Here is a 17,360-nt window from a genome sequence, read left to right as displayed (position 1 = left end):
CCGCGAAAAGCGCAGCCCGACGGCGAGGGTAGTATACAAAAGCACAGCAGAAACTGTCAACGGCATCTTTTCACGATCAGTGGGAGTCGGCAACCGTGGTTTTGAGCCGAGCGCTTCTGAGATCCGGCATCCTTGCGGCGCTTACTGCTCTTGAGGCCGGGCAGGCGCAGCCCCGGAATGCCCCCGCAATCGAGAAGGCCGACCAAGGGCTTGAACGCTCGTGGCTCGTTGTGGTGCGGGCGCTCCCGGCCGACCTGGAGCGGCGCATTGCAGAGATCTCCGAGCGCACCAATCCATCCGGCGGAGTGTTCGACAAGCCGAAGATACCCAAGCCGCTGACAGCCGGCGAGGTGCGAAGCCTGGCGGCATGGTATGTGACGCGCGACCTCTCACGGCGCCTTCAGTCACGTCGGCGGCAAGTGACCAACCGCTCCAACTCGGAGAGCATTCGCGTCGCCCTGCAAACGCCGATCACCGTCAAGTCGAACGGTGGAGCGCTTCTGACTCTCCGCGGGCATCTCCAGGTCACCGGCCCGCGGGCCGAAACGTTCACACTGCCTCTGACCGGCTGGTCGAACCATCTGGGGCGTGGCGGCCCGGCAGTCCGGGAGCTGGACCTCATCAAGGCCGCCGCGCACCGTGCCGCCATGCTTGCCGCGCACACGCTGCGTACAGGAGATTCGGACCCGTTCGCGGCGCCCGATGCGCGCGTGGCGCTGTGGCCCGTGGAGGCGCCGACACAGGCCGACATGCTGGTGTTCTCAAAAGCCGGCCGAATACTCCGCCCCGGTGCGGTCACGGGCCTTCCGCACGATGTGACATCGTGGTTTACTCCCGACTTTGCCCCGATCGCCCCGAGCGACGTGATTCGACCTGCGCCATCCGCGCGAACCTTCGCCGCGACTTCCAGTCTCGAGAGCGCGCGCCCCGCGCTTCGCACCGTCTTGCAGGTTGCCCATCGAATCGGTGTAAACTACGTATTAATAGCTCGCACCACCGATATCGAGCTGGACGATGCGACGTCGCGCCGCATTCTGCGAACGACCGGCAAGGTGGTGACCGTTCGAGAGGCCCGTGCCGAAGCCGCCGGGGCGCTGTTGAGGGTAGGCGATGGAGCCATCGTCTGGCGCGGCTTTGGAACGGCGGAGATGGCGGCGAATTCCACCGACCGCGGAAGCTGGAGTTCCAATACCGGCGTGGCGCGCGATGCCATGCGTTTTGCTCTGAAGGACTTGCAGCGCCGATTCGTGCAGTACCGGCGCGGCTTCGAGAAGTAGCTGCAGACGGCCTGCCCCACGTGATGCCGCAGCCGCCTGTAGCTCCTCTGCAGGGAGATACATCCATGCAACGATGGCGTTACAAGGTTCTGGTGCTGCGCGAGATGCATATGAGCGAGTCGAAGCTGAACCACGAGGGTGAGCGAGGCTGGGAGCTTATATCGGTATGCATGGCCGATGGGACTACCGGCCGTGCATTCCTCAAGAAACGGTGGGAGGATGCGGAAGACGAACCCATTGGGGAGCACGATCTTCACCACGCTGCCTGACGGCCCGCAGGCCGGAGTTCCACGGCAATTGCTACCGCCCGGGCGGCCGGCGTCGTTGTGACGCGAACCTACACGGTTACGGCCATCGTATTGCGCCGGCGTGATCTGGGAGAATCGGACCGCGCCATGGCGATCTATACGCCGGACCGCGGGCAACTGCCCGTGGTGGCCAAAGGCAGCCGCCGGCCCGGAGCGCGGCTTGCCGGCGCCTCGGAACCGTTCACCATCAGCAGGATGCAGTTGGCAGCCGGCCGATCCATGGACGTCGTGACTCAATGCGAAGTCCTGAACTCGTTCCCGGCACTGCGCATGGGCCTCGCCACCGTTACGCGGGCCGGCTATTTGTGCGACCTGGTAGGATCGCTCACGGCGGAGCGCGACGCAGGCGCCAGCAGAGCGGTGTACGCGCTCCTGGAACAAGCCTTGCTGCAGCTTCAGGACGACCCTGCCTGGAGCGACGGCATTCTGTTCGCATTTGAGCTGCAGCTGCTCAGTGCGATTGGATACCAGCCCGCGCTGGATGGCTGCGTGGTTTGCCGCAATCCGGTTCGGCTTGGGTGCGGCGGGTTCAGCGCGGAACTGGGCGGCATCTTGTGCGGCCAGCACGCGGACGATGCGCCCGACAGCTTCCGGCTCGGTGAAGGAGCGCATCGCTGGCTGCTGCATGCCGGGATCGCGCACTCCGGTCGGAGCGTTCCAGCCGGCGGCGTCCGCAAGGAGGTTGCAGCCCTGTGCCGCGCGTTCGTAATGGCGCACTGTGAGCGAAAAGTGCGCAGCCTGGAGTTCCTTGACTCCGTACGTGCGATGGAGCGGGCGGGCGCTGAGGGTGTTTAGGCCCACAATGCGGCCGCGCGCGGCTACATGGCTAAAAGTTCCGTAACGTGTGGCGCGCGCAGCACCGCCAACAGCTCGCCAGGATCGGTAACGCGCAGAAACGCGGTGAGACAGCCGGTATCCAGCACACGCAAAACGCGCCGCGCATCGGCTTCTGAGAGCGGGCGCAGGCCATCCAGGTAGGTCTCATTCACCTGCAGCAGCGCCGCGTATCCGTATATCTCCAGTCCCCAGCCGGCGTTCATAAATGCATCGGTGTAGAGTGTGATGTTGTCGTTGAGAGCAATGGTGCGCGCCAGTGTGTCGTCAAACGACTCGAACGTTACGAGCAGCAAATCCTCGTCGCTGTCGTAAGTCATTTCCCATGAAGCCAATAAACAGTCTCCTCCGGGCCAACTCACACCAGTCTAAGGTCTGACCGGCTCCGCAACACCGGCAGGCGCCTCAAAGCGCAGCGCCAGAGCCGTGTGGAACACGCGCTCAAACAGATCCTTGCTCGATGCGAAACTCCATTTCTCAAGCTCGCAGCTCTCATGTGTTACAGCCGTTACCGTCAGAGTGTCGGGGTTCCGCGATGGTGTGAGCCGCAATTGCGAAATCAACGCCAGATGGCTGCGGTCCAGCGCTTCGGCGATCCGTAAAATAGCGCTCAGAACTTTCACCTGTCGGACTTCATCGCCGTCCAGACCCTGCATGCCCGGATGGCTGCGCTTTGGCATCGCCCTCCGATGGTAGAGTGAGACATTGGCAATTAACGCTATTTCGCTATCCGTAAAGCCCAGCAGGTCGGAGTTTCGGACCAGGTACCACGCGTGCCGCTGATGGTTGGAGTGCGACAGGAAGCAGCCGATATCGTGCGTCAGCGAGGCATAGTGAAGCAGTTCACGCTCCCGCTCGCCATATTGGTGATAGCCCAGGCGGCAAAGATCATCGAACAGGCGCTCGGCCAGAAACGAGATGTGCCGTGCGTGCGGTTCGTCAAACTGACACGCGCGGCACAGTCGCAAAATGCTCTCCACGCGCAGCGGAGGCGCTGAAGCGCCATCGGTATCGCCCTGCTCGCGGAGCAGGCGGTCGACCAGGATACCGTGTCGCAGACCACGCGTGCTCACCGTAAGCGCGTTCGTTTGGGCCTCCTCCAGCAGCGTCAGAAGAATGGCCGCGCCGCCCAAAATCAGGTCGGCTCGATCCGGTTCCAGACCCGGTGCTTCGCGCCGTTCGCTCAGGTTCAATCGACAGAGCATCTCCGACGCGTCACGCAGGTCGCCATAACTCGCCGTATAGTTGTTAATGCTGGCAGGCGGATCGCCGCGCCGGCGCGCGGTCACCTGGGCCAGGTTCGTCGCGCTGCCGCCGCTGCAGTAGAACCGCGAGAAAGGGTGGTGTTCGCGCATCTTGCGGACGACCGGCGCCACCAGCGCCCGCGCCTCGCCCTTCATTTGATTGAACGTCTCTCGCGAGACGGGTCCTTTGGACCCGCGAACCCACGCATTGGTCAGCCGGATGGATCCGGTACGGACGCTCTCAAGCTCATGGTAGCGGACTGCATCACCCACAATAATCTCGGTGCTGCCGCCGCCGACGTCACCAAACAGTGCTGTCTCGGTTCCAAGGTCGGCAGCGCTCACCACACCCAGGTAGCAGAGTCGAGCCTCCTCGGGTCCGGAGATTACGCGCACATCCAGGTGGGCCTCCTGCCGGACACGCTCGATGAACTCGTCGCGGTTGGCAGCTTCACGCACGGCCGATGTTGCGAGCGCAATAATCTCATCGGCTCCGAATCCCCGTGCGACATCGGCGAACCGGGCGCACACCAGCGCCCCACGCTCCAGGGCTGCCGGCGTCAGCCGGCCGTGGCCAAACTCCTGGTCTCCCATGCGCACCATTTCACGCTGATAGCTGAGCGTTGGCGTGGCGATGTTGCCGGTGACTCTGGCCACCTCAAGGCGAATGGCGTTTGTACCTACATCAAGCGCCGCAAGTACCCGCAGGGGCGCCTTTGCCTTGGCGGGAGGGGTCACTCGGCCATCCGTTGCGCGTGCAGAATCAAATCAGGCATCGGCGCCTGTTTCCAACATGTGGCTCAGGCGCCGGCGGGTATCGCGAAGTCGGTCTGCAAGAGCGTTCTGACCCTTCTTGTCGGGCACGGCTCCATCCAGGCGATGCAGCATTCGTTCCAGACGCTCAACTTCGGCAGCCCAGCCATCTGCCGGCGAGGTTTCGTGCGGTTGGCTGCAGAGCAGACTGATGCGCGCAATCTGCCGCGCGAGCGCCGGGCGAAACCTTGCAGCATCCGGGGCGCGGAGGGCCGCGTCTGCGGCGCCACCAAGGCGCTCCAGAGCAATATGCCAATCGAACGTTTGTATCGAACGCTGTGCTGCCGGTCGCGGCGCCGGCGCCCGGCTGGCATTTGACCATGCTGCAACGAATGCTGCGATCTGGTGTGCCTTTATCTCGGTAATGCCCGCAATAGCAGCGAGTTGCTCCGGCGTGACGCCGCGCAATGCCCGCAAAGTGCCATAGCCGGCCTTTCGGAGCACCCGGACCCGGATCACCCCGATGCCCGGTATCAACTCCAGGCCATCGTCTCCTTCAGATGGCATCGGCATTCTCCTCCAGTGGCTGGCGGCTCAGTTCGAGAGCCTCGCGCGCCACCATGCTCCACAAGTGCGCTTCCAGCCGCAGGAAGAAGCGCTGCTCCTGCATCTCTGCCCACTTCGTATGGAACGACTCGCTCAAGCCATTGCGCTTTTGCTGAATATGCGCGCAAACACGCGCGATGGCCGACGTGCCATCGAAATCGACGCGCAAAAGGCTTGCGGCCGGCGGAAGGTGCGCGCCACCCATCGAGCGACGCATCTGCCGCCACAGCACCGGAAGCAAAACGTCGCAATCGTGCACGCTGCCCAGCATATCCTGCACCTGCTTCAGTTCCGCAAGCGCGGCGGCCACCGACTTCCCTCCCTGATTCTCCAACATCTCCAGCGTATAGCGGAGCCACTTCACCGTGATGCGCAGCTGGTGCAGTTCCGCCACCGCGTCCTGCTGAAGCGCGCGGTTGGCCTGCAGCTCAACCTCTTTCATGCGGTCCAGCGTGATCGGGACCATCGCACGGACAACGGGATCCGCAGACGCCTGCTCTGCTGCCGACATCCGCTCCATGGCCACATCCAACCTTCCGGAAGTGATCCGCGACACGGCGGCCTGCGTGTCCGGCTGGATTCTTGCGCGCTCTCCTTCGAGGTGGGCGATGGTGGCGGCAAATGCCGAACGGTCATGCTCGTCGAGCCCGGCCGCCGCCTGCGTCAACGCCAGCAGCATAACGTCCAGGTCGCGCGCCTTCGCCAGCGCGCCGGTGGCGCGTCGCGCCTCCCGATCCATCCGGCTGCACTCCTCAGGGGGCAGCACGGAGGAGAAGACGCGCAGCGCCGCACGCACGCGGCGGGACGCCACTCTCAGATCGTGTACCGACTCCTCCGAATCGGCCGCATCCGGCAACGATGCCAGCTGCAGCAGCCGCGACAGGCGCTGTCGCACCGCAACAACCGCGACCTCCACCGCATTTGACATGGTCGACCTATTCGGAACGTGTGATAGCCGCTATCCGGCCCTTGAGGTCCGCCAGTATCTCGTCCGGCGGGCGGTTGGCGTCTACCGATTGGAAGTTGTACTCATCTACCATACGATCCAGCTGGGCCATCAGTCGCGTCTGATACTCGCAAAAGCTGTCGTACAGGTTGTCGCCCAAACCGATATCCAGGCCCGATTCCCAGTAGTTGAATCCCGTGCCGCTTACAACACGGTCGATCAGGTGGTCCAGGTCCACGCGCAGGTACAGCACCAGGTCCGGCACCAGCGCAAACTCATAGATGCCGCGCGTCCATGATGGGTCGGCGCCACGGACGATATCGCGAGCGCATATGGAGTAGAAGTACCGGTCCGCCAGCACGTAGAACCCGGCTTTCAGTGCCGGCAGTATCTGGTTTTCGTGCCGGTCCGCGAAATCGGTCGCGTAGAAAAGGCTGAGCGTCGTGCGGCCAAGCGCATGCCCCTTTTTTGCGGCATCGAGGCCCGGCTGTGTGAGTAAAGAACGGTTGAGACCGGTGTCTACCACCGCGTGACCACCGGCCTCCAACCACGTGCGCAGCCGTGTGATCTGCGTGGAGCGTCCGACGCTGTCCGTACCCTCCAGCACGATCAGCTTGCCGGGCAGTCGCTCTCCTTGCCACATAACGGCGGCATCTCCGTAAGTGCGCCCTCCGTTCATTGCGGCGTGCCGGCGGTCGGCGCCAGGGCAGTTCGCCGCAGGTGGGGAGCACGAGCCAGCACGCCGCCAACGATTTCGCGCATCTGACGCTGCTGCTCCTCAATCGGCAGCTCGGCGGTGATGCAGGTGAACCTCGAGGTAGCCGCCATTGCCTCGTACTGCTCCAGGATACGCTCCTGAAAGAGGCGGAAACTTTCGTCATCCTCGTCCGCAAGGTGCAAGTCGCGACCCGCCTCGTAGTATTTCAGTTCAAACCGGCTGCTGCGGATCCGGCTGATCGCGGTTTCCAGCTGAACCTTGAAATAGAAGACGATATCGGGCTGCACGGCAAAGCTGTACACGTGCCGGACCCATCCGGGGGATACACCCCGCGCTGCGTCTCGTGCGAATGCCGTAAAGCAGTAACGATCCGCCAGCACAATCACGCCCGCCTTCAGCAGTGGGACGATGCGATTCTCGAAGCGCGCAGCAAAATCGGTGGCGTGGATCAGGCTGAAGGTGGTTGGCGTCAGCATCCGCTTACGCTTGCCACGCCGCGTCGTATCCTTCACCAGTTCCGACGAGTTCCACTCGCTGAAGAAGACGCTGTAGCCTTGATTCGAAAGCCACTTGTACAGTAAGTCCAACTGTGTGGATTTACCGGATCCGTCGATGCCCTCCACCACAAACAGGCGTCCCGCGTAGGTGTGGGCTTTCAGTTCACCGTCGATGTCGTCATCTCCCTGGGCGCAGTGTCCAGCGTTCGCTTCTCGTGTGAAAACCGGCGTTGGGTAAACTGGAGGCGCCTGGCCGTACAAACACGAGTAAGAGCCTCTTGATTATTCACGCACGCGCAACATTGTACCTGCCGCTGGTTGCCTTGTTTGCCTGCACCACCCTGCTGCCCGCCTCCGCCGCACCGCCCCTTCGCGGGTCGGACGTTCTGGCCACGGTGGACGGCTTTCACATCACCCGACGCGCGGTAGCGCGCAACTGGGTGCAGATCGATCCCAAAGCCCTGGACGTGCTGGGCCGGGTCTTGCAGGATCGCTGGATGGCCGGTCGACCCGGCAGCGCCGCTGTAGTACCATCGGCGGCTCTGTACAGCGCGCTCTTCGCTTCGAGCAGCCAGTGGAAGAGCGTACTGAAGGGCATGATTGACTCACGCGTGGTCGCCGACGCAGCCGCCCTGGCGCACATTCAGGTGACGCATGCCGAAATGCAGCAGCGCGCGCATGAGCTGCTGAACACCGTGCGGCAGCAGCAGGGGATTACCGCCAGTGACGTGGAGCTTGTTCGGCGCAACCACATACCGATGCCGCTGTTTCTGCAGGATATGGCCTACCGCATCCGCTGCGAGCGGCTGCTGAAGCAGAGTATCGCTGCCCATAACGGCCACGCGATATCGGTGGACGACTGGGTAGAAGTGCGCCTGCTCTTCGCGGCGATACCTTCTACATCCACGCCTGCCGAGCGCGCCGCCCAGACCGCGGCGGCGCACGATCGGATCGCACGATGGCTGAGCGAGGTGACGCAGGGAAGAGCTATGGCCGATGTGGCGCGCGACCATAATGAAGACACGACGCGCTCCGAAGCCGGCCTCAACGGGCCGTGGCTTCGCGGCACCGGAGATCCCGTGCTCGAGAAGGTGGTGTTTGCGCTGAAACCCGGGCAAACATCCGGAATTGTGCAGGCCGCCAACGGCTTCTACGTGTTTCGGTGCGAGAAGCGCGGCGCCACGGTTTCCCTGGATGACCGTAACATCGGCTGGCAGCAGGTGCTCAAGAACCGCCTGCCCGCATTCGTGGCCGGGCTGCGGTTGAAGGCGCACGTGACCTCCGTGGTGCCGCTCCCGGCCCAGTAGAGCGGTCAGCGAGCTTCCAGCGCGCGCCGTACCCACCCGCCGGCAGCTTCGAGTCGCGCTGCCGCATCGGCCGCATCGATCTGCAGCGCCACCATAACGATGGCGATCTTGGCGCTGCCGCCTGCGGCCGAAATCGCTGCCTCGGCTTCATCCCGCTCGGCCGGAGCGCCTGCCATTACGATCCGTACAGCCCGGTCCCTCAGTTTCGCGTTGGTGGCGCGCACGTCCACCATCAGGTTCTCGTAAACCTTGCCCTGACGCACCATCGCGGCCGTGCTCACCAGGTTGAGGATCATCTTCTGGGCCGTACCAGCCAGCATGCGCGTCGATCCCGTAAGTGGTTCCGGGCCGGTCACCGCGGAGATTACGATCTGGGCAAGCGGCGCAAGTTCGGGGTGAGAAACGTTACAGATGAGCGCAGTGAGCGCGCCAAACCCACCAGCCGTCTTCAGAACGCCGCCCACCCACGGCGTCCTGCCGCTTGCGGCAATACCCACAACTGCGTCCCTGGAGCAAACGCCAAGCTCCAGTAGATCTCTCCGTCCGTGCGATTCCATGTCTTCCGCGCCCTCGATTGAGTTGCGCAGCGCACTGTCGCCACCGGCGATGATGCCCGCTACCATTCCCGGCGGCGTCCCAAACGTGGGTGGACACTCGGAAGCATCCAGCACTCCAAGCCGACCGCTCGTGCCTGCCCCGGCATAGATCAACCGGCCGCCGGCGCCGAGGCGAGGCTCCAGAGCTGCAACCAGCGCCGCCACCTGGGGAAGAGCCCTATCCACGGCATCTGCCACCCGATGGTTCTCGGCGTGAAGCGCCTGCACCAGCATTGGAAGTTCCAGTGCATCCAGCGCGGCCGTGCGACGGTTGCGCGATTCGGTTTCCAGCGCGGAAAGCGGCGTGGAGTTCTCCGGCTCGTCAGGCATGGCTGCCGCGCCGAGCCGCTATATTGCGTCCGGCGATCAAGCGGAAGCCGCTTCGTGCCAGAAGCACATGGTCCACGTAGTGCGGGTCTCCGCGGCCGGGCGCAATGCCGCCTCGCGTGGGATCAATCACCCACTGCCACGAACTTTCCGAGCCAACGGCAACCCGTTCCAGCCGGTATTCGTCACCACCGTTGTACCGCCGGATCTCTTCACGTTCTACCTGGCTGATATCAAGGTGATCCGGATCCGGCTCTCCGGGCAGCATTCCCGAGCCGGGTTCGCTGGAGAGCGTGGGCACGCTATCGGCAACAGCCGGAGCGCGGCCGCACATGGTGCGGACCATGCTGAGCCAGTATTCGGACGAGGCATCGGGGCGAACCGACCGGAATCCCGGTGGTGCGTGACGTGACGCCAGCTGCGTGTAGCTCCGCTTTGCCTCCAGTATCCTGATGCCGCGGGCAACGTTTGCGCGCCAGTCCCACACCTGGTCCGGAGATGACAGGCCGCCCGTGGGAGCATTCAACTGCATGAGTCCAACGTCGAATGTGGCAGACACCAGCGGGAGACCGGCCGGCGTAAACTGATGCAGGCCGCTTTCTGCTTCGCCAATCTTGGAAGCGATAAGTCCGAGCCGTGAGGCGGGATATGCCTTGAGCACCTGGTCCTGGTCCGGGTTATCCGCCACGACCTTCGCCCTCGCTTCTCCCCAACAGGTTTCGCCGCCATGTTGCGTACTGGCGTAGACCGTGAGCGTACCGCCGCGAATCTCGCTCCCGAAAGGAAGTCGAAAGGGACTCGCGCTCTGAAAGGTGCGCTGCGCAAGGCTGGAGGCGGTTGAGACGCCGGCGGTCGACCACGTCAGCAGTATCCGCCACGTATAGACCGGTGCAGGGCCAACAGCGGGCGCTGCCAACCGGACGAATGCCCGGGCGTTGCGTGGCATAAGCGGCGCGCCGGTGTCGGGGTCGATCCGGATGTGAAACACGTGCTGCGACAGTCCGACGATCAGCCGGCTGCGATGGTTGCTACGGATGGACAGCGCAGCGTGGCTGCCCCAGCGCGCCTCGAATGCCGACTGACCTGTGCCGGCGGAAACTGCGTGCGTAACCACCTGGGATTGAGCCGGTGCACAGAGCACGACCAGGGCGGTAAGCCCGGCCGCGCGAAATAGGCGTGGCGTGCGCATCCTCACCTCTCACGGTTTAATAGGAGGAATCGCACATTTCCGCCGCTGCAACAATCGAGCGACGATCGCTTTGGGGTCGCGAAACGAGCAGCCGGTAAAAAAGCCGCCCCTACTTCACCGCGCCACCATCAAACCGCATCAGGCGCTCCACATACCGCGCGATCACATCGCATTCAATGTTCACGCGGTCGCCAACCCGGCATTGCCCCAGATTGGTAACCTCTCGCGTATGCGGAATGAGCCAGATCGACACCGCGGTTTCGTCCACGGCTGCCACCGTTAAGCTTACCCCATTTATAGCGATTGAGCCATGTTCCACAACGTACCTCGGAAGCGGCGCGGGCAACGCGACCTGAACAACCAGTGCATTTCCCTTTTCACTGCGCGATACGATGATGCCGACACCATCCACGTGGCCCTGCAGCAGGTGACCACCAAGCCGATCGCCCAGCATCGCGGCCCGCTCAAGATTTACCGCCGCGCCGGGAGCCAGATCGCCAAGGTTGGTGAGCGACAGGGTTTGCGCCATAACGTCAAACTCCAGCCAGTTTGGGCCGGAACGCACCACGGTAAGGCAGCAGCCGTTGACCGCGATGCTTTCTCCGATAGCGGCGCTTGCAAGCTGGGCCGAGGCGCCGATGGTCAAGCCGCCGCTGTCACCGGGCATGTCGCGCGATACAAACGTGCCGCACTCCTCAACAATGCCGGTGAACATGGTTTCGCTTATCCACCGTCTCCGGGTGTGGGCGCCGTCTCGATCAGCAGGTCGGCGCCGAAGCGACGCACCGTCGGTTTCAAGAAACGCCGGCCCGACGCAGGATCTACTGGAGCATACCCCTGGATGACGGATGCGTCGCCGCCCAGTACTACGGGAGCTACGAAGAGCGCCAGCCGGTTGACAAATCCGCCGTTCAGAAATGCCGTTTGAATTTCGGGGCCGCCCTCACAAAGCACGCTTTGAATGCCGCGATCCGCAAGAAGACGTGTCAACAAGCCGAGGTCCACCCTGCCGGACCGATCCGCCGCCAGCAGTTCCACCTGGACGCCTGCCGACAGCAGCGCTTCCGCGGCGCAAGCCGGCGCACCGACCGTGCCGACCACCAGCATCGGATACTGCCGCGGATCTGCCGCGCAGCGTTGAACTGCCCGGCTTGTCGCGGGCGTCCGCAGCCGGGAATCCACTACCACACGGAGCGGCTGCCGTAACGGCTTGTAGCGTCGCGGCCTTGCGGTCAGCTCCGGGTCATCCTGCAGCAACGTCCCACTTCCCACCAGGACGGCGCCGGTATGTGAGCGCATGCGATGGGCTTTCTGTCTTGCCGCGCTGCCGGTAATCCACCGGGAAACGCCATTGGCGGCTGCAATCTTACCATCCAGGCTCATCGCCGCTTTCAGTGTGATGTAGGTCGTTGCCGTGCGGTGCCAGTGAGCAAACGCGGCATTCAGGTGCGCCGCTTCCGCGGCCAGCACACCGGTAACCACATCGATACCCGCCGCCCGGAGCATTGCGAATCCACGGCCGGCCACGACAGGGTTGGGATCCTCCATCGCAGCGACCACACGAGTCACTCCGGCGCGCACTACCGCCTCCGCGCAGGGCCCTGTTCTGCCGATGTGCGAACAAGGCTCCAGATTCACATACAGGGTTGCCCCGCGCGCCGCATTGCCGGCCATCTCCAGCGCGTTGATTTCGGCATGGGGCAAGCCGGCTGCCTCGTGCCAGCCCTCACCAACTTTCTCTGCCCCACGCACCACCACGCATCCCACCATTGGGTTTGGGCTGGTGGCGCCACGCTCAGCCAGCTCCAGACATCGGCGCATCCATCGCAAATCAACTGGTGGGACCGGCATCGTCATCGTGTCGTGTGGGACTGTATTCCGACCAAAGCGACTGGCGATGCTCCATGTAGCTTCTGGCTACCTCCCGGACATCCAGCCAGGCCACAATCAGCAGAAGAATCACGAGACCGGTTACCAGGCCCCACCACGAATACAGGATTGCCACATCTCCGAGCAGCTTCTTCTTGCGGGCAGCCGGCGACGCCAGGACGGCAGCCGGCACATGGTGGACCAGTGGACCGACGTAGATAGCACCGATCGCCGCAAGGACGATGATAGCCCCAAGGAGAACTGCGCCAATGGTACGCAGCCGACGTGATCTCGGTGTGAGCAGCGTGCCTCCGGCCATCAGGCGATGCCGGCCTCAGCGGCTGCACGCAAGTCGGATACTGCGCGCTCCACCGTACCGCCTGTTTGGAAGATCGCGGTGCCGGCCACCAGGACCCGTGCGCCCAGGGCAGCCACTTCTCCGGCAGTTTCGCAGCTGATACCACCATCCACCTCGATCTCAGCAGCACGGTTCCCCAGCATCCGCCGGATTACGGCGGCCTTACGCGCGGCTTCCGGAAGATAGCTCGCGCCACCGAATCCAGGATTAACCGTCATCACCAGCACCAGATCGATGTCGTCCAGCACATACTCCAGCACCGATGGTGGCGTGGCGGGGTTCAGCGCAACGCCCGCGCGCGCCCCGCACTCACGAATCTGGGCCAGCGTTCGCTGCAGGTGAATGCAGGCTTCGGCGTGCACCGTTACAATCTGCGCGCCGGCCGCGGCAAACTCGGCAACATACCGCTCCGGCTGCACGATCATCAAGTGAACGTCGAACACGGCAGCACTGACCGAGCGTAAGGCACGCACCGCTTGCGGGCCCATGGTGATGTTGGGCACAAACTGGCCGTCCATCACGTCGAAGTGGAGATACTCGGCGCCGGCAGACTCCGCCTGCCGCGCCGCATCGGCCAAACGGCCAAAATCCGACGCGAGTAGAGATGGCGCGATGCGAATAGGGCTGCTCATTTGACGATCTGGTTGTCCGTAGCCTTCGGGTCGAACCGTTTGCGCCATACGCGGCGCCCGTCGTAATAGATGCTGAGTGTTACCTTACGGCCGTAGTATGGAAAGTTAAGGTGGATCTTGTCTCCTTCGGTGTGCGGCTCGTTGATCAACTCCACCGGAGTAGGTGTGACCGCGTCGCTGTAGGTGATCCGCACCGTCCGTGTCCCGCGGCCATCCATGGGTATATCCACGGTGCGGTCAAACGTGTGCGGCACCGTGAGATCGTCGGGCTGCGCGCCATTCGCCACGCTGTCCGGAGGTGTCGGCGGAACAGCACTGTTTCCGCCACCGGCGTCGGCCTGGTCGCCGGCGCCGGATGCCGGAGCATTGCCGGAGGCGCTCGAGCTGCTGCCCGCCGACGGACCATCGCTGACCACGAGGCTGATGGGTGAATCGTGGAACACCTTCCGACCGGGCGATACGCTTTGACTGACCACCGTGCCTGGTGGCGCCGTATCACTGTCTGCTGTAGTGATCGCGCCTAACGTCAACCCAGCATCCTTGACCGCCTGCAGGGCGTCTTGCTGATCCATGTTGAGGACCGACGGCGCCGTTATGTACATTGGCCCCTTGCTGTACCAAACGTTGATGGCGTGCTCCGTCTTGAGCTGCGTCCCGGGCGGTTCATCCACCTTGTAAACCAGGTTCTTTGGCTGGTTACTGTATTCCGGATGTTCGATCACCTTGAGGCCAAGGCGCTGGAGGGTGGCAGCGGCCTGATCAATAGGCGTGCCAACCACATCGGGCACCCCTACGTCCTTGGGGATACCCCACTTGTAGAACCAGATACCCACAACGCCGAGGCCGCCCAGGACGATCGCAACGAGGAGCGTAATCTGCAGCGCCGATACAAGGAGACCGAAACGACTTTGCTTCTTCATGGTGGTCCTGGCGGCGGCTGAACGCGACGGCGGCGGCGGACTGGCGCGTTCCGTGCGCGCGGCCGGCTCAGTCGGTACTGCGGCCGCTGATCCGGGCGGCACGGTTGGCGGCAGCTCTAACGGTGACCACGAAAGCGACTTGCCGAACCGCAGGGCGTCGCGCACCATCTTCAAGTCTGCCAAAAGCTCTGCCGCCGATGCATACCTGCGTGTAAAATCCTTTTGGAGACACTTGGTAACAATGCCTTCCACGGCGCGCGGTACACCGGGATTTGCAGCGCGCAAGCGTGGGATGTTTGCGCCGGCATGCATCGCCGCCATCGCCTCGGTACTATCGGCCGCGTACGGTGGCGCGCCGGTCAGCATTTCGTAGACGATGGCGCCAACCGCGTAGATGTCGCCGGCAGGGGTTGGCAAACTTCCCGGTGTGAATTCCGGCGCCCGATACGGTGCTGCCACCGCCGCTATATGTTCGGACGCAGATGGACTGGCAAGGCTGGCGCGATAAACGGAAAAGTTTGCAACCCGCAATGCACCTTCCGGTGTGGCGATGATGTTCTCCGGCCGCAAGTCGCCGTGTGCATAGCCGGAATTATGCGCGTAATGCAGGGCTTCGCCGAGCGCGCACGCAAACTCCACAGCCACCGAGAGTGTGAACGGCGCTATCCGGCGAATCCGCTCCCGTAAGTCGAGACCGCGCACGAACTCCGAAACCAGGTATGTGGATCCGTTATGCTGGCCGACTTCCTCGGTGTGGATGATGCCGGGATGGTTGAGAGTCTGCTCGACACTGCACTGCTGCCTGAGAGCATCGATGAACGCCGTGTCGGGCTGAAGCTCGCCGCGCACCACGCGAAGCGTCACGGCGCGATTGCGCTGCCGGTCGCGAGCCCGGTAGGCCGCGAAGATCGCTCCTTCACCCAGTTTTTCAACCGCTTCATATCTGCCGTTCGCCACTTCGTTAATCATGGCTGCCCGTCGCGCGCTCCTGTGGTAGTTCCCGGCGTCGCAGCCAACTCAACGCAAGCACGATCACGGTGGCCAGCAGCAGCGCCAGATACGCCATTAACAGTACTCCATCATCCAGCTTCCGCAGTTCAACCGCATTAAGCAGGCGCGAACCCAGAAGCGCCGGCGCGAGGCACCACCGGCCACCCAAAAGCAGGATCCACCCGGTGGCAAGCACCAGGCGCGCCGTCGACGGCCCGGGCTCCTTACGCGATGCGCCCGCCACGTTGCCGTTCATCGCAGCGCACCGTAGGGTGGTCGCTGAAGCAGAGTGATTGCGCTTCGCACTGCGGCTACCGGCACTCCAGCCACCACGGAGCATTTGCCGATACTTGGCGCCAGTACAAACCTCAGCCGCCGATCCACGGTTTTCTTATCACGGAAGCAGGCCTCCAACAACTCGTCCACCGGCAGTTGCGGCATCGTCACAGGTAGGCCGGCCTGCAGCAGGCAAGCGTCCAGCGCCTCGGCGTCGGTTGCGGCGGTGATGCCCAGCTCCACGCCGATGGCTGCTGCAGCCACCATACCAATCGACACGGCTTCGCCATGCCGGTAGATGCGGTACCGCGTGACGCTCTCCAGTGCGTGGGCCACTGTATGCCCAAAGTTCAATACCGCGCGGCGTCCCTGTTCGGTTTCATCCTCGGCAACCACTCCGGACTTGATGCGGCACGAGCGCGTCACGACTTCAGTAAGCGCTGCAGGGTCGCGAAGGAGCAGCGCATCCATGTTGTTCCGCACGTAACGGAAAAGATCCGCGTCGGCTATCACGCCGTACTTGATCACCTCGGCCAGCGCACTCCGAACCTCACGGCGTGGGAGCGTCGCGAGAGTATCCACATCCGACACAACCAGCGTGGGCTGCCAGATTGCTCCAATCAGGTTTTTACCTTCCGGAAGGTTGATGCCGGTTTTGCCGCCGATTGCCGCATCTACTTGCGCCAGAAGCGTGGTCGGCGCCTGCATAAACTGGATTCCACGCAGATACGATGCCGCGGCAAAGCCCGCGAGATCGCCCGTCACACCACCGCCTAGAGCAATTACGGTTGAGCGCCTGTCCAGCCCATGAGCCACAAACTGGCGACACAGCCGTGTGACGTTGGCCGGCGACTTGGCGCCTTCACCGTTCGGAATGCAGATGAGCTCAGAGCGAACACCGGCATCGTGCAGTGAGCGCATGAACAGCGGCGCCCAGCGCCGGATTACCGGCGCTTGCGCAACTACGGCCACCTTGCCATCTGCTATCTGCGCCGCGATACGTTCGATTGTCGCACCGGGAGCGATCAGTCCGCAACCGATGACTACCGGGTAACTCCGCTGGCCAAGCGGCACCGTCACCTCACTGGTAACTGGAGCGCTTGCCATCACGCCTTCGCCGAGCTCCCGGCGTCTCCACAGCCTTTTGACCATAGCTGCACTACGGCGAGCGCCACGTTCTCCGCACTGAGCCCGTCGGTACTGACCGTGGCATGAGCACAGAGACGGTAGAGCGGCTCCCGCGCCGCGAGGCGAGCCTCCGACTCGGCCCGCACGCTGGACCAAAGTGGACGGTCGGCCGATACACCCGCGAGCCGTCGCGACGATTCTGCAACTGAGACGCGCAGCCAAACGCAAAAGCACCTGGCGCACAGCGTGGCACGCGTATCGGGGTTCAATATCGCTCCACCACCCGTCGCGATGACCGCCCCGCTGGACGACGCGACTTCGCGGAGAGCGGCAGCCTCCAGCCGGCGAAATTCGCCCTCACCGCATTCAGCGAATACCTCGGCGATTCGATGGCCGGTGGAGCGCTGAACAACCTCGTCGATATCCACAAACTCCATCCCGAGCATCGAGGCGCAAAGTCGACCGACCGTAGATTTCCCGGCGCCCATGAATCCGATGATGGCGATGTTGCTGCACTGGTTCATGTGGCGAAAACGGCGCTCAGCGCTCGGCTGCGTGTCGCAGTACCGTTCGCTGAGCGCCGAG

The 17,360-nt window shown here is 63.4% G+C and carries 20 protein-coding genes; 4 read left to right on the top strand and 16 right to left on the bottom strand.

Features of this window, described 5'->3' with window-relative positions; translation table 11 throughout:
• Positions 1 to 101: 101 nt before the first annotated feature.
• The 3 genes from KGJ62_09025 to recO all read left to right on the top strand — a co-directional run bounded on the left by KGJ62_09025 (position 102) and on the right by recO (position 2,380).
• Positions 102 to 1,277, top strand: coding sequence for a hypothetical protein (locus KGJ62_09025; protein MDE2126719.1), 1,176 nt, complete (start codon positions 102 to 104; stop codon positions 1,275 to 1,277).
• A 65-nt stretch (positions 1,278 to 1,342) separates the two neighbouring features.
• Positions 1,343 to 1,546, top strand: coding sequence for a hypothetical protein (locus KGJ62_09020; protein ID MDE2126718.1), 204 nt, complete (start codon positions 1,343 to 1,345; stop codon positions 1,544 to 1,546).
• A 57-nt stretch (positions 1,547 to 1,603) separates the two neighbouring features.
• Positions 1,604 to 2,380, top strand: coding sequence for a DNA repair protein RecO (recO, locus tag KGJ62_09015; protein ID MDE2126717.1), 777 nt, complete (start codon positions 1,604 to 1,606; stop codon positions 2,378 to 2,380).
• A 23-nt stretch (positions 2,381 to 2,403) separates the two neighbouring features.
• On the opposite strand, the gene KGJ62_09010 is transcribed toward recO, so the two are convergent.
• Genes KGJ62_09010 through tmk form a run of 6 tightly spaced genes read right to left on the bottom strand, consistent with a single transcriptional unit; the run spans position 2,404 to position 7,357 of the window.
• Positions 2,404 to 2,754, bottom strand: a complete 351-nt coding sequence (locus KGJ62_09010; protein MDE2126716.1) for a hypothetical protein — start codon at positions 2,752 to 2,754, stop codon at positions 2,404 to 2,406.
• A gap of 33 nt (positions 2,755 to 2,787) precedes the next feature.
• Entirely contained in the window at positions 2,788 to 4,401 is a 1,614-nt protein-coding gene (locus tag KGJ62_09005; protein ID MDE2126715.1) for a Ppx/GppA family phosphatase, read from the bottom strand.
• Positions 4,402 to 4,431: 30 nt separating this feature from the next.
• Positions 4,432 to 4,983 (bottom strand): hypothetical protein, encoded by a 552-nt coding sequence (locus tag KGJ62_09000; GenBank protein MDE2126714.1) that lies wholly within the window; start codon positions 4,981 to 4,983, stop codon positions 4,432 to 4,434.
• Positions 4,973 to 5,950 carry a CHAD domain-containing protein gene (locus KGJ62_08995; protein ID MDE2126713.1) on the bottom strand — a complete coding sequence of 326 codons (978 nt, stop codon included), beginning with the start codon at positions 5,948 to 5,950 and terminating at the stop codon, positions 4,973 to 4,975. Before KGJ62_08995 ends, KGJ62_09000 begins: the two co-directional genes overlap by 11 nt.
• A 7-nt stretch (positions 5,951 to 5,957) precedes the next feature.
• Entirely contained in the window at positions 5,958 to 6,611 is a 654-nt protein-coding gene (locus tag KGJ62_08990; protein ID MDE2126712.1) for a thymidylate kinase, read from the bottom strand.
• Between the two features lie 32 nt (positions 6,612 to 6,643).
• Positions 6,644 to 7,357 carry a dTMP kinase gene (gene tmk, locus KGJ62_08985; GenBank protein MDE2126711.1) on the bottom strand — a complete coding sequence of 238 codons (714 nt, stop codon included), beginning with the start codon at positions 7,355 to 7,357 and terminating at the stop codon, positions 6,644 to 6,646.
• Between the two features lie 104 nt (positions 7,358 to 7,461).
• Between tmk and KGJ62_08980 the strand changes: the two genes are divergently transcribed.
• Positions 7,462 to 8,490 (top strand): peptidylprolyl isomerase, encoded by a 1,029-nt coding sequence (locus tag KGJ62_08980; protein MDE2126710.1) that lies wholly within the window; start codon positions 7,462 to 7,464, stop codon positions 8,488 to 8,490.
• A gap of 5 nt (positions 8,491 to 8,495) precedes the next feature.
• Here the strand turns inward: KGJ62_08980 and murQ are convergent, their stop codons facing one another.
• The 10 genes from murQ to KGJ62_08930 all read right to left on the bottom strand — a co-directional run bounded on the left by murQ (position 8,496) and on the right by KGJ62_08930 (position 17,299).
• Positions 8,496 to 9,416, bottom strand: a complete 921-nt coding sequence (gene murQ, locus KGJ62_08975; protein MDE2126709.1) for an N-acetylmuramic acid 6-phosphate etherase — start codon at positions 9,414 to 9,416, stop codon at positions 8,496 to 8,498.
• A complete protein-coding gene (locus tag KGJ62_08970; protein MDE2126708.1) occupies positions 9,409 to 10,602 on the bottom strand; it encodes a hypothetical protein in 1,194 nt (397 codons plus the stop codon). The genes murQ and KGJ62_08970 overlap by 8 nt, the downstream gene beginning before the upstream one ends.
• Before the next feature lie 109 nt (positions 10,603 to 10,711).
• A complete protein-coding gene (locus KGJ62_08965) occupies positions 10,712 to 11,317 on the bottom strand; it encodes a riboflavin synthase (protein ID MDE2126707.1) in 606 nt (201 codons plus the stop codon).
• 8 nt (positions 11,318 to 11,325) lie between these two features.
• Positions 11,326 to 12,459, bottom strand: a complete 1,134-nt coding sequence (gene ribD, locus KGJ62_08960) for a bifunctional diaminohydroxyphosphoribosylaminopyrimidine deaminase/5-amino-6-(5-phosphoribosylamino)uracil reductase RibD (GenBank protein ID MDE2126706.1) — start codon at positions 12,457 to 12,459, stop codon at positions 11,326 to 11,328.
• Complete coding sequence (locus tag KGJ62_08955; protein ID MDE2126705.1) at positions 12,434 to 12,790, bottom strand: hypothetical protein; 357 nt, start codon at positions 12,788 to 12,790, stop codon at positions 12,434 to 12,436. The genes ribD and KGJ62_08955 overlap by 26 nt, the downstream gene beginning before the upstream one ends.
• Positions 12,790 to 13,461, bottom strand: coding sequence for a ribulose-phosphate 3-epimerase (gene rpe, locus KGJ62_08950; protein ID MDE2126704.1), 672 nt, complete (start codon positions 13,459 to 13,461; stop codon positions 12,790 to 12,792). Before rpe ends, KGJ62_08955 begins: the two co-directional genes overlap by 1 nt.
• Positions 13,458 to 15,350, bottom strand: coding sequence for a PASTA domain-containing protein (locus KGJ62_08945; GenBank protein MDE2126703.1), 1,893 nt, complete (start codon positions 15,348 to 15,350; stop codon positions 13,458 to 13,460). Before KGJ62_08945 ends, rpe begins: the two co-directional genes overlap by 4 nt.
• Complete coding sequence (locus KGJ62_08940; protein ID MDE2126702.1) at positions 15,343 to 15,627, bottom strand: hypothetical protein; 285 nt, start codon at positions 15,625 to 15,627, stop codon at positions 15,343 to 15,345. The genes KGJ62_08945 and KGJ62_08940 overlap by 8 nt, the downstream gene beginning before the upstream one ends.
• Positions 15,624 to 16,754, bottom strand: a complete 1,131-nt coding sequence (aroB, locus tag KGJ62_08935) for a 3-dehydroquinate synthase (GenBank protein ID MDE2126701.1) — start codon at positions 16,752 to 16,754, stop codon at positions 15,624 to 15,626. Before aroB ends, KGJ62_08940 begins: the two co-directional genes overlap by 4 nt.
• Positions 16,754 to 17,299, bottom strand: a complete 546-nt coding sequence (locus tag KGJ62_08930; protein ID MDE2126700.1) for a shikimate kinase — start codon at positions 17,297 to 17,299, stop codon at positions 16,754 to 16,756. The genes aroB and KGJ62_08930 overlap by 1 nt, the downstream gene beginning before the upstream one ends.
• Positions 17,300 to 17,360: the final 61 nt, after the last annotated feature.

The organism is Armatimonadota bacterium (genome assembly GCA_028871815.1).
Lineage (GTDB): Bacteria > Armatimonadota > Chthonomonadetes > Chthonomonadales > Chthonomonadaceae > REEB205.
The sequence above is the reverse complement of the archived record's forward strand: the minus strand, read 5'-3'. Positions and strand labels throughout refer to the sequence as shown.

Excerpts from the sequence above, each read along its gene's own strand:
- KGJ62_08955 (MDE2126705.1), bottom strand. The coding sequence starts at position 12,790 with ATGGCCGGAGGCACGCTGCTCACACCGAGATCACGTCGGCTGCGTACC.
- rpe (MDE2126704.1), bottom strand. The coding sequence starts at position 13,461 with ATGAGCAGCCCTATTCGCATCGCGCCATCTCTACTCGCGTCGGATTTT.
- KGJ62_08970 (MDE2126708.1), bottom strand. The coding sequence starts at position 10,602 with ATGCGCACGCCACGCCTATTTCGCGCGGCCGGGCTTACCGCCCTGGTC.
- KGJ62_08965 (MDE2126707.1), bottom strand. The coding sequence starts at position 11,317 with ATGTTCACCGGCATTGTTGAGGAGTGCGGCACGTTTGTATCGCGCGAC.
- ribD (MDE2126706.1), bottom strand. The coding sequence starts at position 12,459 with ATGACGATGCCGGTCCCACCAGTTGATTTGCGATGGATGCGCCGATGT.
- KGJ62_08945 (MDE2126703.1), bottom strand. The coding sequence starts at position 15,350 with ATGATTAACGAAGTGGCGAACGGCAGATATGAAGCGGTTGAAAAACTG.
- KGJ62_08990 (MDE2126712.1), bottom strand. The coding sequence starts at position 6,611 with ATGTGGCAAGGAGAGCGACTGCCCGGCAAGCTGATCGTGCTGGAGGGT.
- KGJ62_08930 (MDE2126700.1), bottom strand. The coding sequence starts at position 17,299 with ATGAACCAGTGCAGCAACATCGCCATCATCGGATTCATGGGCGCCGGG.
- KGJ62_09000 (MDE2126714.1), bottom strand. The coding sequence starts at position 4,983 with ATGCCATCTGAAGGAGACGATGGCCTGGAGTTGATACCGGGCATCGGG.
- KGJ62_08995 (MDE2126713.1), bottom strand. The coding sequence starts at position 5,950 with ATGTCAAATGCGGTGGAGGTCGCGGTTGTTGCGGTGCGACAGCGCCTG.
- aroB (MDE2126701.1), bottom strand. The coding sequence starts at position 16,754 with ATGGCAAGCGCTCCAGTTACCAGTGAGGTGACGGTGCCGCTTGGCCAG.
- murQ (MDE2126709.1), bottom strand. The coding sequence starts at position 9,416 with ATGCCTGACGAGCCGGAGAACTCCACGCCGCTTTCCGCGCTGGAAACC.
- KGJ62_08940 (MDE2126702.1), bottom strand. The coding sequence starts at position 15,627 with ATGAACGGCAACGTGGCGGGCGCATCGCGTAAGGAGCCCGGGCCGTCG.
- KGJ62_09020 (MDE2126718.1), top strand. The coding sequence starts at position 1,343 with ATGCAACGATGGCGTTACAAGGTTCTGGTGCTGCGCGAGATGCATATG.